General features: G+C 63.6%; 10 protein-coding genes. 5 read left to right on the forward strand and 5 right to left on the reverse strand.

The genetic code is table 11. The features are described from left to right. Positions 1-19 precede the first annotated feature (19 nt). From EV384_RS01675 to EV384_RS01685, 3 genes are all read right to left on the reverse strand, one after another. Positions 20-403 carry a hypothetical protein gene (locus tag EV384_RS01675; protein WP_130329448.1) on the reverse strand — a complete coding sequence of 128 codons (384 nt, stop codon included), beginning with the start codon at positions 401-403 and terminating at the stop codon, positions 20-22. A 1,432-nt stretch (positions 404-1,835) separates the two neighbouring features. Then, positions 1,836-2,075 (reverse strand): hypothetical protein, encoded by a 240-nt coding sequence (locus EV384_RS01680; protein WP_130329450.1) that lies wholly within the window; start codon positions 2,073-2,075, stop codon positions 1,836-1,838. Positions 2,076-2,483: 408 nt separating this feature from the next. Beyond that, positions 2,484-3,968: a restriction endonuclease gene (locus EV384_RS01685; RefSeq protein WP_207232215.1), complete on the reverse strand. Its 1,485-nt coding sequence runs from the start codon at positions 3,966-3,968 to the stop codon at positions 2,484-2,486. Positions 3,969-4,459: 491 nt separating this feature from the next. Here EV384_RS01685 and EV384_RS01690 point away from each other — a divergent pair, with 491 nt between their 5' ends. From EV384_RS01690 to EV384_RS01705, 4 genes are all read left to right on the forward strand, one after another. Continuing rightward, complete coding sequence (locus EV384_RS01690; protein ID WP_165439849.1) at positions 4,460-5,983, forward strand: exonuclease domain-containing protein; 1,524 nt, start codon at positions 4,460-4,462, stop codon at positions 5,981-5,983. A 1,155-nt stretch (positions 5,984-7,138) separates the two neighbouring features. Further along, positions 7,139-7,570 carry a hypothetical protein gene (locus EV384_RS01695; protein WP_130329454.1) on the forward strand — a complete coding sequence of 144 codons (432 nt, stop codon included), beginning with the start codon at positions 7,139-7,141 and terminating at the stop codon, positions 7,568-7,570. A 203-nt stretch (positions 7,571-7,773) separates the two neighbouring features. Next, positions 7,774-9,342: an AAA family ATPase gene (locus EV384_RS01700; protein ID WP_130329456.1), complete on the forward strand. Its 1,569-nt coding sequence runs from the start codon at positions 7,774-7,776 to the stop codon at positions 9,340-9,342. Between the two features lie 172 nt (positions 9,343-9,514). Further along, complete coding sequence (locus tag EV384_RS01705; protein ID WP_130329458.1) at positions 9,515-10,198, forward strand: HNH endonuclease; 684 nt, start codon at positions 9,515-9,517, stop codon at positions 10,196-10,198. Between the two features lie 908 nt (positions 10,199-11,106). On the opposite strand, the gene EV384_RS01710 is transcribed toward EV384_RS01705, so the two are convergent. Beyond that, entirely contained in the window at positions 11,107-12,333 is a 1,227-nt protein-coding gene (locus EV384_RS01710) for an alpha/beta fold hydrolase (RefSeq protein ID WP_207232216.1), read from the reverse strand. A gap of 702 nt (positions 12,334-13,035) precedes the next feature. On the opposite strand from EV384_RS01710, the gene EV384_RS01715 reads away from it, so the two are divergent. Beyond that, positions 13,036-13,632 carry a hypothetical protein gene (locus EV384_RS01715; protein ID WP_130329463.1) on the forward strand — a complete coding sequence of 199 codons (597 nt, stop codon included), beginning with the start codon at positions 13,036-13,038 and terminating at the stop codon, positions 13,630-13,632. 26 nt (positions 13,633-13,658) lie between these two features. Here EV384_RS01715 and EV384_RS01720 read toward each other — a convergent pair whose 3' ends face one another. Continuing rightward, entirely contained in the window at positions 13,659-14,114 is a 456-nt protein-coding gene (locus tag EV384_RS01720) for a hypothetical protein (protein WP_130329465.1), read from the reverse strand. Positions 14,115-14,247 lie beyond the last annotated feature (133 nt).

Consider the following 14,247-nt stretch of genomic DNA (forward strand, 5'->3'; position numbering starts at 1 on the left):
AAGCGGTTGCGAAGGCCGCTCACAGGGCCTGCGCGTTGCGATGGATGTTCGGCAGGATGAGGCCCCCCGGTTGCACCACCACCTGGTCTAGGTAGGTGCCGTCTGGGTCCTCGGCAAACGGATGCCTGCTGTTGTGGGCTAGTTGCGCAATGAACCTATCGGCCTCTTCCCAGAGCCCCATCCAGCCCTTGTCACGTGGGTAGACCGGTTCCAACATGGCCTCCAAACGCCGGTTGCAAGGCTTGTGTGCCACGAACATCGGGCTCGACTGACGCTCTGGCTCGGTACGCGCGTACCAGACGATGTTGCCTGGGCCTGCCACCTGCAGCCGGCAGACGTCGCACACCAGGGCAGGACACAGCAGAGCTTGTGGCTGACCATCGCGGGCAACGATCTCGATCATCTCTAGCTCCTCCTGGTTGGTACGCGCCTTGCAACGGTATGAAGAGAAGCACCTCGTGTGAACGCCGTGACGGCCTGGCAACCGTTGCGGTCTGTCGCTCTCCGCTGTGCGGTCGTACGGGTCGTTTACGGTCCTATCGTGTCCCTTGCTCTCGCGTATCGGCGATTTTGCTGCCTCTCTGCTACCTACGGTGTGGCGTCGTGATTCTGGCTCGCCCTTGGCTCCGCTTCCGGGAGCCGAGGACGGCTGGTCGCACCGGTCCCCGGAGTGTCCCGACCACCGCCTTGCGGGAGACTGCGGCGATGCCGTCGCTTGCCGAAGACCTTCCCGATGTCCTAGCCAAATCGCCAGTACAGGTCGCAGACCTGCCCCGGGTTGCCAAGGTTGTTCAGTCCGGTAGGGCGCTCCACCTTGTCACCCCGGGGCAGGCCCGATCCACGGAGTGTGGGTCGGCTGCAGACAGTGAGGATGGCGGCTTACGACGTTGTGGCCCCTAGCCCGTTGGCATTAGGGGATCAAGGGGCAGAAACCGTTGGAGCACCGACGCGACGGGCTGATCCGCCACATCCGCCATCGCCACCGGCTGCCCCATCGACGGCCGGATCACTCCACTGTGACACCAGACGGCTTCGGGCCACGGTTGTACACCCAATCCTCGCACTGCTTTTTTTCCGCGTTATAGGTACCCACCTCTGCGGCTGCCCTGTCATAGGTACCCCTCCCTGCGACCACTGCTTGCCTAGTGCATTCCACCTCCCGATAGATGTCGTTAGGTATCACGCCCTGAGACAACAGGACGAGCAGGACAAAGAGCGCAAAAACTGCCAACCATTTCCAGCGTAACCAGCGTCGACGGGGCGGCCTATTCGAGAGGTCTATTGCCACCACGCCGCTCGGGACCGTTGACGCGGCAGGAAGCCCAGGCGTCACGGGCTTCCACTGGGCGCCGTAGCTGGTCCTGTTGGGAGGTCCAGCTGCCTCGCGATGCGGCGGGGGGGCTCGCCGGCTGGGACTTGCCCACGTGGAACTGCTTCCGAACGGGTTCGAGGAGTCCTCTTGATTGTCCGTGCATGGGTGCTTCGGCCAGGGTTTTCCTACTGCGTCAAAGTAGACTTTGCTCCCGAATTCGTTGGCGTAGTAGTACACGGCGGCGTCGCAAACTGGGCATTTCGCATTCGGCTTCGCCAAGGGCGAGTAGCTCGCCGAGGCGGTCGGGTACCAAGGGCGCGACACGGTGGCCGACGGCTTCACCGACTTGGTGCGAGTGGGCTGTGGGGAGGACCACCATGCCCAGCCTGAGGACTTCCGGCCCCGATTCACGGTGTGATCCGAGACCCAGTGGAGCCCGCCGGCCCTTCCCCGACGCCAATGACCACGTCGGCGATATTGCGTCATGCGTCTTCCGCCAATGAGCCAGTTGGGCCGAGCTTGATCATGCGACCGAGCCGTGGCCCGGCGGAACACAGAACCAACCGCTGCCCACGATGGCGCGGTCGCTGTCCTGGCGCAGGAGGAAGACCCGGTCGCCGACGCTCATCCCGCCTCGGCGCGACCCCACGCTCCAGGTCAACGGCACGGCGCGGCCCCGTCTGGTCGCCGCCACATGGCCTTGGTACTCCTTCGGCGGATAGACCGACTCGCTGCCGTCCCACGTAAGGATGAAGGTCGCCACCTCCACAGCTTCGTGTCTGCCTCTTAGCCTGCGCCATCCCGAAACCGGACGATCATCACGGACGAGAGTCGGCGGCGGCGCGACGAGTGCCGAGTGTCGGTGCTCCGCTGATCCCCGTCCAGCGGGTTGCGCCAACCTCTCGCTTGCAAGCTCTGTGCGTCGCGTCCGCACACGTGCGGCAACGGCTGCACGCCAAGAGCCTTAGCCATGCCAGCACTCGTCAGCGCGCTGCCGTCCGGCGGCGTTGCTAATGCGTTGTTGTCGACAGCCGTTCCACTCCTGCCCCAAGTCGACCCCGCCGCGTGAAGGAGCCCTCACGCGGATGCTCGCTCCGTGCCAACTGCTGTTCGTGTCCGCGACCGTCCGTCAATGCTCGCCGGGTTGGCTGCTCCGTTGGCTGCTCGGCTGCTAGGCGATATCTGCTTGCTCCCAGTCGGGCGGCAGCTTGGGCAGGCTTATCAGTGTGTCTAGTCCGAGGTGTTCCAGGAGCATGTGCTTGAGGTGTCGTCCCTCGATGATCTCGATCCTTCCGTTGCGGGCGGCGAAGTCGCGGCTTGCCTTGCCGACCCAGGAGGTCGTCACTAGTACTCCCTTGGCGGCGTGCTTGTCCTCCATCACCCCGGCTAATGCATGGACCGCCTCCAGGCCGACGATCTTGCTGTAGCGCTTCGCTTGGACGATGCAGAGCCCGCCAACGATGGGATCGTCGTTGTAGGCGACCGCGTCTACGCCTTCGTCGCGAGATGCCTGCGTCACCCATGACTTCATGCCGATGTTCTCGAAGAGTTGGCGGATGAGGTGCTCGAACTCCACGGGCTTGAGTGCCAAGAGGTCCGGCCGGCTGTCCAAGCCGGCCACTACGTCCATCTCTTCGACGAACTTGTACTTGGAAAGGTCGAACTGCACGACTGGGCGGACCGCCTCCAAGTCGTATGGGTGCGGCGAGACCACCGCGTTGAGGTAGCCGCGTAGGCACACCACCGGGTCGAGTTCGCGCTCGTCGAGCACGATCTCGGCGAAGGAGTCGCGGGTCGCGTGGATGCTGATCAGCAAGCGCCTGATCGGCTTGCCGGTTGCTCGGTCCTTGGCCGAGACGTAGCCGTTGAAGACGATGCCGTCGACCAGAGTGACCGGCGTGGCGTCGAACGCTTCGGCCAAAGTTCGCAGGGTCACCCGCGCGATCAGATCGCCGTACAGCTTCTTGATCTCGGCTTCCTTGCGGGGTTCAGGCTGGACGAGGCTCTTCGACTTCATGTATCGGTAGCCCACCACCGCAGGGACGACATCCTGCCGCGGCAGCTCGTACTCAATCAACAGCTCTCGGGCCTCGGGTCGGTACATGGCCGCACAGGACCCGTGTAAGCCTTCGGGGTAGTCCGACGTTGCCAGTGCTCGCTGTACCGCTGCGACGAAAGCGGCCGGGCCTTGGGCGTTGAACACCTCCTCTGCCCGACGACTTTTTCTCGCCAGCTCTCGACTGCGGCTCTCAAGGAGGCGTTCGAGCGCGGTGAGCTGCTGTCGGACGGCCTCGGTCCTGTGTTCAGCCTCAGCCACCTGGCGCTGTCCCATCAGGCGCCGCTCCTCCGCCTGCTGGCGCTGCAGCTCCCGCACATCGTTAGCTGCCTGCCGTTGGCGAGCCTTCTCCTGCTGGTCAGCCAACCGCTTCGCCTTCGCGGCCGCCTGTTCCCGTTCCCGCTGCGCCAGTTGCTTCCGCTTCAATCTCTCCTGCTCGGCGCGCTCCTCTGCTCGGCGCTGGTGCTCAGCTTCCCTCTCCAACTGCGCGGCGAGCCTTCGCTCCTCTACCTCGTACTGCCGACGCGCCCGCTCCTCGTCTAGCTTGGCCTTCTTGCGAGCTGCATACATCTGGGCGAACAACGACTTTCGTTTGGCCACGAGCGATCCCCCATCAGACGAAGACCACGGCGCGTCGTTGCAGAGAGCACAACGGTTGCGACTCAAGGTAGTAGATGAAAAGCGTTCATCCAACGCCTTGGCTCTGGCTGCGGATGCGTCCGCGCTGCGGCGCGATCCTCCGGTGCGTGGCTTCGTAGCAACGGCCACGTCAGACGTTGAAGTCAAAGTGGGCGGACCAGTCTCTCGGCAAGAGTTCCGCGGTAGGCTCCCGCTCCGCATGCCAACCTTCGCGTGTCCGTGCCCCTGCCGGCGCCCCATGAGCTGTCCGGAATCCGACCGTGGGCCGGTCGGCCCTTGCAGGTTGTGGACGCGTGCCGGACCATACGGCTTCGCGAAGACGGGGGTTTGCAGTGGGAATCTTGGATGCGATTCGTCGGCGCCTGCCCGGCGGACCACACCATGGTCAAGCACAGCGGCCGAGCTCCGCCGAGCCCGCAACCTCCTGGTCCCCGCCGTTGGGCGGGTTCGCCGTGATCGATGTCGAGACCACCGGCTTGGTCACCTCCAGAGACCGCGTAGTCGAAATTGCTGTGATCTCGACCGACCCAGTCGGCCGGATCGTCGATGAGTGGACGACGCTGGTGAACCCAGACGGTCCGGTCGGCGCAACCAAGATCCATGGCATCACCGCCGCCGACGTCAGGCGAGCACCCCGTTTCACGGATCTCATCGGCGAAATGAACGCCCGCCTCGCCGGTCGGGCGCTAGTTGCCCACAACGCACGCTTCGACCTCGGGTTCCTACAAACGGAGTATGAGCGAGCAGGATGGACCATGCCCGCGTGCCCGCACCTGTGCACGCTGGACGCCAGCTGGACCTACCTGCCAACGCTGGGTCGCCGGCGCCTATCTGACTGCTGCTGGGCCACTGGCATCCGTCTCGACAACGCCCACTCGGCACTGGGCGACGCTCGTGCAACTGCAACTCTGCTGTCGTCGTACCTCGACCCGAACTCCGGATGTCGTCCGCAGCCTGACCACTTGCACCTACCCGCCCACGCCACGCGAGTCGTGTGGCCTCCGGTTCCGCGCCACCCCGTTGACGTGGCGCCGAGAAGCACGACGGGCCCTGCCCCTGTGCCGGCGCAGGCAGGCGCGCTCTCCGCCCTCCTCGACGACCTTTCCCTGTCCGCCGCTGTCGAGGAAGGCGCACCGGCCAGCGCGACCGCCTACCTCGAACTGCTCGCTGAGGTGCTAGAAGACGGCGTGCTGACTGACGATGAAGCAGCGTCCCTCGCGAGCCTCGCCAAGACCTACTCACTATCCCGGGACCAGGTCGACGCGGCACACCGCGGGTTCCTGCTGGCGCTCGCGCACAAAGTCATCGAGGACGGCAAGGTCACGCGAGACGAACGCCAAGAGCTCCTTGCCACCGCGGCCACCCTCGGATTCACCGACGGGATCGTCAAGGCAGTCCTCGACGAAGCACGCGTCGCCCTCGCCGAGGAGCGCGGCAAAGATTGCAGGCCCCTGCCGAACTCATGGCCTCACGGCCAACCCCTACGCATCGGCGATGGCGTCGCCTTCACCGGATGCGACGAACTTCTACGCGCCCGCCTGGAAGGCCGAGCCCAAGCCGCCGGCCTCCGCGTGACCGGCACCGTGTCCCGCAGGACCGCCGTCCTCGTCACCGACGGAGCCGACCCCTACACGACCAAGGCCGAGGCAGCCCGTCAGTTCAAGACCCGAATTGTCACACCGCATGTCTTCGCCGAGCTGGTCCTCTACATCCAGGCGGCAGAGACCGAGGCGGGGATCCGTGCCCAAACAACAACTGCCCCCGTGCCCGCTCAGCCGAGCCCCAGAGCGAAAGTCGACAACACGACCAGCTCACCGCTGCCAGCTTCCGGCCCAGCCATCCGCGCTTGGGCCCGAGAGCAAGGGCTGCCGGTCGGAGTGCGTGGCCGACTCGCCGCCGAGATCGTGACCGCGTACGCCATTGCCCACGGCCTGGAGGTCATGCCAGCTGGCAGCACACAGCTGCCTACAAGTTGATGAGCTGAAGCGGAACTGCGAGCCGTGATCGGTTCACCAGCGGGACGGTGCTCGACATCTGCTCACACGGCGTCGCAGGCTGCCAGGGCTACTCACTGATCGACAATGTTCGACAGTGTCTCGTGCCCCCTGTGTGCCCCAGACAGCCGCGCGCCGCCACACAGGTGACCGACCTCGCAGGATCAGCCTGGTGATGAGGTCCGCCGGGTTGCTGCGCTGCGAGGCGATTGCATGGGTCGACGAAGACTGGCCGGGGTGGGTCCGTGTGCGCCTGGTCGACGCCGACGGACGAACCTGGTTCTTCGTCGACAAGATGCCAGTCTTCTTCGTGGATGACCACATCCTTCCTGGCGATTCTCTGCCCCGGCCGGCGTTCGTGAGGTGCAATGTCGTCGGTCAGCAGGAGGACCAGATCCTTGTCGTTAGCACTGCTCCCGACCACGTGGAAGTGGAGGACGGAACCACCCAGTTCCGGATCCGCCCGAACCAGCTAGAGAGGGCGAGCCGGCCCTGGTCCCCGCTAATGGCCCCGTCGTGCGTGCACATGAAGGGCAAACTCGGTTCTCTACTGTCGGGTAGCCGACAGATGTGGCGTAGTCGACCACTGTCCGGCATGGTGAGTGGACCTCTGACCAGCCATCTTGGACGGTCCAGGCCTTCTAACTGAGAGCAGCGGTCAGTATCCTCACAGCTACGACTGTCGGGGGGTCGGCCTACCTTGGAGGTGCATGGTGACCGGGGCTCAAGGCCATCATGGGGAGGGGGAGGCTGAGATGTCAGTAGTGCCGCTACAGCGCCGATACAGCCCCCCACCCGCCAAGGCATGCCAGGTACACACCCTCCCCTTCCGGCTGCCAAAGCCCGGTCAAGAGCTGTATGTCGCGTGTCGTACCTATCGAGACCATATCGTCGACTTCAGCGTTACACAGAGCATCCGGGCTGATGGCCAGTGGATGAAGGTGGCTCAGATCCTCCAGGAGGGTGGGTCGGTGAGGCTCCGTCAGTACACGAGATCGTCACAGTCAGAGGCCGCAGAAGATCTTGAACTGCAAGTGATTCCTACGGATGGAGCCTGGGACGTGGTCGATAGGAGCTATGCCGAAGCGGTAGCAATGATGCAAGATAACTGGGAAGAGAATTTGCGGAGGTGGAACGATGACAGCGCGTAGCATCGACGAACGTAGCGCCGCATTCGATCTAGCTCAGCGGCTGCGTGATCCCGACTTTCGCTCTTACATGGTTCGAAACGGGTACGTATCGGGCACAACGGTGGTCGTCGCCTACGACGACGAGCCCGTTACCGAAGTCTTTTCACGAATAGTTAATGAGACGAAACCACCCGTCATCGTTGCAGTACATCGGCCATCCGCAAAGCCGTACGGCTTTGTCTTTATGGAGATAGGCCAGGTCGATTACCCTCCTTCGTCCAACCCAACTGATGACGATTCCAATGTCGGCGCATCGGCCAGCATCGGCATGCTGTATGACACGATGGACGCGCAAACGCGTCCCAAGACGCACCTGACGGTGCCGAATGATTGGCGCCCGGCTAGGTTCAAGGTTCAGCTAGCCGGGGCGGGTTGCTGAGACTGCTACTACAACTTGATGAGCAGAGGCCGAGGCGGCGTGAAGCTAGCTTCGGCCTCTGCGTATGCGAATCAGCATAGTTATCGGCCTTTCCCAAGGATGCTCTAGATGCCTGCGCCCACGGCAGAGCGTCCCTTCAAACAAACTGCAAGCGCGGCTAGACCTATTGGCACCGCGCCACAGCCTCCGAGCGGTGAAGTCCTTTGAAGTTCTACGTCATCGAAGACTACCGGAGCACACCATCAGCCCTGGAGTACCCTGCCGGCCTCCTTTACTGGGACAACTGGGACGACTACGGCTTCAAGACGACCTACACATTGCTAATAGCTCTAGATCGAAACCGGTTAACTGAGATCGGTGCCGTAAAGATCCTGAAGGACAGCCAGACTTCGGGTGCTACGCCAATGCCCGCTTCGCCCTTCAACGAGCTCGGCGACTCGTACTGCTCTCTTGGCCAGTCGCTGTCCTACTACCAGACTCTCAAGCAATTAGGCGACCGGTATTACCCAGCAATCCTCACTGGCTTGCGTGATATCGTGTATGAGCCTGGAATAGCCGAGCCATTCCTTGCCCACCGAGGCTTCAAGGATTCGCTGGAACGCTTCGGCAGTTCTGTTCGAGCAATTAGTGATGCTGCCCCACTCTTTCGCGCGACGACCACCAGCACCGCCGGCGAAGCTGTATCTATCCGGTTCCAAACCTCAGTAGGCGGAAACCAGTTTCAGGTGCCTCTTGTATTCAACGAAGTGCCTGAGATACCCGGCCGAATCAACGCCTTAATCGGGTACAACGGGAGCGGCAAGACACGACTTCTGGCAAATCTGGCCCAAGTGGCTCATGCTGGTTTGAAGACTAGGGGTGAGGCTGATTTCGTCAGCGAGAACGGGGCCTTCGTCGAATCACATGACTTCCGGTTTAGTTCCGTAATCGCCGTCTCTTATAGCGCCTTTGATACTTTCGATGTGCCAGGCGGCCACGAAGAGGAACGTGAGCAGCTGGGGCGTCGTGGTGAAATCTTTGGCTATGTATACGCCGGCCTACGTAGCTTTGCGGAAGATGATGCTGACAACGACGAGAGCGATGATGGTAGTCCGGAGGGCGACAAACCTGACCGTTTGAAGTCCATCCAAGAGATCACCGAGGACTTTGAGGCCGCACTCGCCGCAACACGACATCCTTCTCGTGGAGAGCCGCTCAAAGATGTTCTCGCAAACGTCCTAAATGAGTCCTCGTTCCTTCGGCTCGGGGTTGATCTGCACTCGATACATGATCCAAACTTCGTGCCAGACGTATTCACGCGCCTGAGCACGGGTCACAAGATCGTTCTCAACATCGCTGTTCAGCTTGTGGCTCACCTGGGCCTCCGTTCGCTTGTTCTGATTGACGAACCGGAGTCTCATCTGCATCCGCCACTCTTGGCTGCATTGCTCCGCGGTATCAACACTGCCCTCGATATCTACGACTCATACGGAGTGATCGCTACTCATTCGCCAGTAGTACTGCAAGAGGTTCCACGCCGGTACGTGACTATCATGCGGCGGTTCGACTCAGTCACAGTTGTTGAACGGCCGACGGAGGAGACCTTCGGCGAGAACGTCGGCTTCCTTACGAAGAACGTCTTCAATCTAAACACTTCTGCCACTGACCATCACTCAATACTGCGGGAGTTGGCGCAGAGCCACACGCTGACTGAAATAGAGGAGCTTTTCGGCAATCCCTTGAGTCTGCCCGCTAGGGCTTACATAGAAAACGTCCGCCGGTCGATCGGGTAGGTTTATGCACTCTCTCGCCCCTCCCGCACGCGATGACTGGAAAGACTTCCGGACCATGTGCACGCGTCGGTCTCCTCAAGCGCGATCGATACTGGCGGCAATATCTGCGAGAGTGCTTGCCGCATACTCTGATTATGACCGCCACTACCAGAAACCCTCCAAGGACTCCGCTTTGAAGGTAACCAAGGAGGAGAGGCTAGCACTAAAAGGCAACTACGACCTTCTCGACTCTGGCCGCCCTTTTCACCCACTGCGCGCCCAGTTGCTGGCGGCAGCCCCGAACAAGAAGTGCCCGATGTGCGGCCACCGTGATGTGGCCACGTTAGATCACTATCTTCCCAAGGCGGTGTACCCGGAGTTCAGTGCACTGTCACGAAACCTGGTCCCGGTATGCCCATACTGCAATCACGAGAAGGCCGACAAACTCGGCGACGAGTTGGGCAGAAGGTTTATTCATGCATACTATGATCTGCTGCCTGACATCGAACTCCTCGTTGCTGACGTCGTGATTGACTCGTCGGTGTTCGTCAAGTATCGGATCGACCGGCCGAATGGCTTGGTAGATCCCGTGGTTGACAACTTGGAATACCACTTTACGGCCCTGAAACTTAACGAATGCTTTGAGAGCGAGGCTTTCGATGAGCTTACCGGCCGAGCTGGTGCCTTCCACTACCAATACGAGTACAACGGCGGCGAGCAGGGCCTGGCGACAATGTTACGCGTCGAAGCAGTCAGTGAACGAAGCAAGGCCGGGGTAAACAGCTGGAAGGTTGCGCTTTACAACGCACTCTCGCGCAGCCGTGACTTCTGTAATAGCGGCTTCCGGCTTCTGTCCAGAGGGGACTGGGACTTCTGACCATGTCGCGGCCGCAGGTCTTGCTAGCGCCTTGCCGGGGTCAACGAGAACTTGACGTTGCTGTGGGTCCGAGCGAGGCCACAAGGCCGTGGTGGGGATGCGGCGCGTGTACCCCGGGCAGGCCCCTGGCCTGCCGGCAATAGCCGCCCGAGGGGTCGCAGAGGCTCCGGGGTCAAGGGCGGCCCGGCAGGGCCGTCGCGTAGCGATGCGAAGCGCCCTTGACGCTGGAGGGGCGGCCCCGCATCCTCCGCGCCGCATCCCCACCACGGCCGGCGGTGACTCGCGCTACGGCGCGGCGGTGCATGGCGGCCGCGCCCCGGCCGGCTGCCCGCCCACCGACGCCACTCAACAGCCTGTCGGTCTGCGGCGGCCCACCCGGGCTTCCCCGCTTCCGCGCCAGCCGCGGGCCGTCCTGCCGTGGCCGGAGCGGAGCGCCAGCGGAGTGCAGGCCGCGCGCCCAGGCGGCGGCGCGTGCGGCCCGTTGCGGGCCGCCTTGAAGACGTACAGAAACTTTGAACCAACCGCCGGCAGCCGGCGGCAGCCAGCGTGTCCGGTCTCGGGACCTGCGTGACACATCGGTATCAGGACCTGCGTGACACTCCGCCGAGTGCTGGTGGAGATGAGCGTGACCGAACAGCGGTATCGGGCCGTGTTGGAGGTTCAGGCCGGGCTTGCGGTCACGGAGGTGGCCAGTGCGCAATGTTGCACCGATTGTCAGGCTGAACGGCCGCCGTGCAGCAACTTCGGCAGGCCGGCGAGGAACCTGCACCACCGGCGTCAGGAGTTCCGCTCACTCCATGGCGTGTCCGGGTCTCTGCCGTCGCGGACCCGCCGGGCCGACAGGAAACCGCCGGTGACGACGGGCTCATCCTTCGCCCGCGGGTGCCGACAGCCGCGGTTTAGCGTGATCATCCGTTTGGCCGAACAATGATTGGATCTCTTCGAGGCCGGCTGTCTACGAGAACGTGTCCATTCCATTCTCGGGGCCGGCCACCATTCCGGGGGACGAAGTATCGTCCCGACCCGCCATGGGGAAGACTTACCGGCCTAAAGGCGGGGTTGCTAGCGCCGGGGTTGCTAGGCGTGGGGGCGAGCCGTGCGGGACCGACATAGTTGGCGAAGCCGGTCAGCCACTCGATGGACAGGTCGTGAAGTTTGTGGCGATATGGCTCTTGCCACATGATAAGGTGCGAGCCACATTCGATGTCGTACATCATTGCTTTGCCTCGTCCGGCAATGGCTTCGTAGAGGCTGTCGACCGAAAATGCCCCTCGGCCGTCAGTGAGATCCTTCTTCGCACGAATGGTCCCGTCCCGCAGCCCGGCGATGATGAGTACGGGGATGCCGACATCGGTGACGAGGGCACCACCCACCGGTTCTTTTCCGAGACGCGGATCTGCGCTCACGAGGGACTGGTTCCAGCCCCACCAGTACCGAGTCGGCCACCGGTAAATTTGGTGCCCTGGGACCAAGCCAGAGCCGGGCTCGTCCTGCATCATTGCGTTCCATATATCGTCAATGACGGCTTCGTTGCGCGGCGGCTCCGGGCAGGAAGCGTTCGGTCCCAGCGTCGGCCAAAAAGCGCCCTTTGGTTGGTTGGTCAGGACTCCCATCGGGGCGCCGTAGAACTTCTCCGTACAGGTGGGATCCGGCGCAACTACTGGGTCTGCTGGCGGGCCTGGCCTGTCTGAGGGGCCGTCGGGCGGGAAGATCGGTGCGAGCAGCAGAAGACCCCACACCTTCTCCGGATGCTGCATGGCGTATGGGCCAACGACATTGGCTCCAGCCGAGTAGCCGATCAGAACGACCCGCCCGGTGAACCGAGAGGCCCAGGACGGGTCGTCCCGGAGGGTCTCGCTTCGGACGTGGTCGACAACGGCGTCGAGTTCCTGCCACTCGGAATCCGAGCTGCCGCAATTCCCAGTCCAGCTCGGCGGCTCGCATAACACCTGCCCGAACGCACTTTGCTGGTCAACCTTTAGGATGTTGCATGGGTCGGACATCGGGCCTGGCCGGCTGGACGCGCCGTGGCCCTGCACTTCCATGATCCAAACATCGGCCTGGCACCTGTCGGCGATCTCCCGCGCCCAGCTGTAATGTCCTCCTGCAGCATTGCTCTGCAGGTCGAACGACACGCGCGCCGGAACCGTCCTGCCAGCCACCATGACAATCTGCAAGCCCGGGGTTACGCCTGGAGGAAGCTGAGGCCTAATCCGCCGTATCGCGATTTTGGGCACCGAGAGCAGCGGGTACGCGCGCCCCCCGGCGAGGTTGCCTCGATTCGTCGAATTGGGAACCTGTACGAAGCCGTCAGTGTGGGTCGCCACCATGTCGGGTCCCCCTTGATCCCGGCGATGTCTCACGAACGCAGCCGACTACCCCCTAACGTCGGTCGTATGCGCCTTGGAGGAGCTAAGGCGCCGCAACCCGCGGCGGGCACCTCCGGCCTACAACAGACCCGCCGGTCCAGGTTGCAGCCCAGTCCCGTATCCGCGACGGTGCCGGCATCGTGTCACTCGCCTGGCCGGATCCGTCCACGTGACCGGCATGCCGCGCCGGACCGCCTTCGGCAGCGTCGAGTACGGGGGTGGCCAGGGCGGAACTGCTGTGCCGCGAGTGTCGCTGACGGTCAGGTCAGTGCGCCTCCGTGCGCCTGGTCGGGATGGAGCCGGCTCCGTCGTGCGGCGCGCCGTAGGTCTCATCGAACCAGTTGATGAAGGCGAGGGTGTCGCCCCACTTGGCGGAGATCCTTGTGTGGATGGCGCGCTGGTCGTGGCCGGGTAGGAAGATCCGGCTGCCGGCGACCCCTCGCCACAGCCGCAGGCACAGGTGCGCTGGTGGTCGGCCGGGTGGTCGGGGTAGGTCATCGGGTTGCGGTAGTGGCCCAGGCCGGGCTGGTCGATGAGCGCGTCGTGCACCGGGTGGCCCGGGGCGAGGACGCGGCCGACGATGGCGCGCTGGCCGCCGCCGAAGTCCTCGATGCGGTCGATCTCCACCACGGCGATGCGGCCGGTGATGAGGGAGGAGAAGACGGTGTACCGCTAGCGGGCGGCCTGCGGGCCGACGTAGCCAAGCTCCACATAGCGGCGGTATGGCTTCCCGTCCGTCCCGTCACGAGGACCAGACAAACCAGCAATCGACCGGAATCGAACGCGTGTTCGAGTAGGCTCCTGCGGGTGGAGGTACGTGGTCGCTGGTGGAACGGGAGCTGGGGCCGCATGGCCCGGCGGGACATCTGGCTGCTCTCGGACGGCCGGCTCTGGAAGGTGCGTGGCCGCCATGGTGGTGACGGCGGGCTGCAGGTCTCCTACGACTTCACCGACGAAGGATCCGCTCGGAAGATGGTCGACCGGATGATGAAGACATCGGCTGGCACCTGGCGTGATCTCACGGAGGCTGTCCAACAGGAGGCCAACCGCCGGCGGGCTCACTAGCTATTCCGGCCGCCGGCCGGCAGCGCTCAACGGCACGCGTCTGCCCGGACGTGCACACCGCACCACGGCGGCAGCTCGGCCGCCCACACCCGCCAGCCGCCGGCGTCTCGGCGGGTCTCGAACCGCCACGGGTGGGCTTCGCCGCTGAGGTTGGCCTGTTCGTTCCACCAGATTGCGTGGACCTGGACGGTCACCGTCGCGCGGTCGTCGTCCTGGTCCTCGACCTCGATCGGTCCGACCGTCTCCAGCTTCGACGGCAGGTTGCCGCGTTCCATCTCGCCGCGGTACTGACGCCACTGCCGTAGCAGCTCGTCATGACGCCCGGCGACCAGCACCCGCGACAGGCCGATTTCCTCTCCGCTGCGCATCTGGAGCACGTACACGTTCACCGCCGCGTCCGGCGTCGCCTCCCCGCGCTCTGCCTCGGCCTGCCGAAGAACAGCCCACGACACCGGCACCGCCACGATCCCGGTACACAGCACGGCTACGAGCGAGAGAACCACCCACGGCCAATGACGCGGCGAACGGACCAATGCCGACTTGCTAGCCGCCGCTCGACGACCTGGCAGAGCTGGTCCCTCCCCTGGTCCCATACACGGCCAACATATGCCTCTA

The organism is Micromonospora kangleipakensis, from assembly GCF_004217615.1.
GTDB classification, from domain to species: Bacteria; Actinomycetota; Actinomycetes; order Mycobacteriales; family Micromonosporaceae; genus Micromonospora; species Micromonospora kangleipakensis.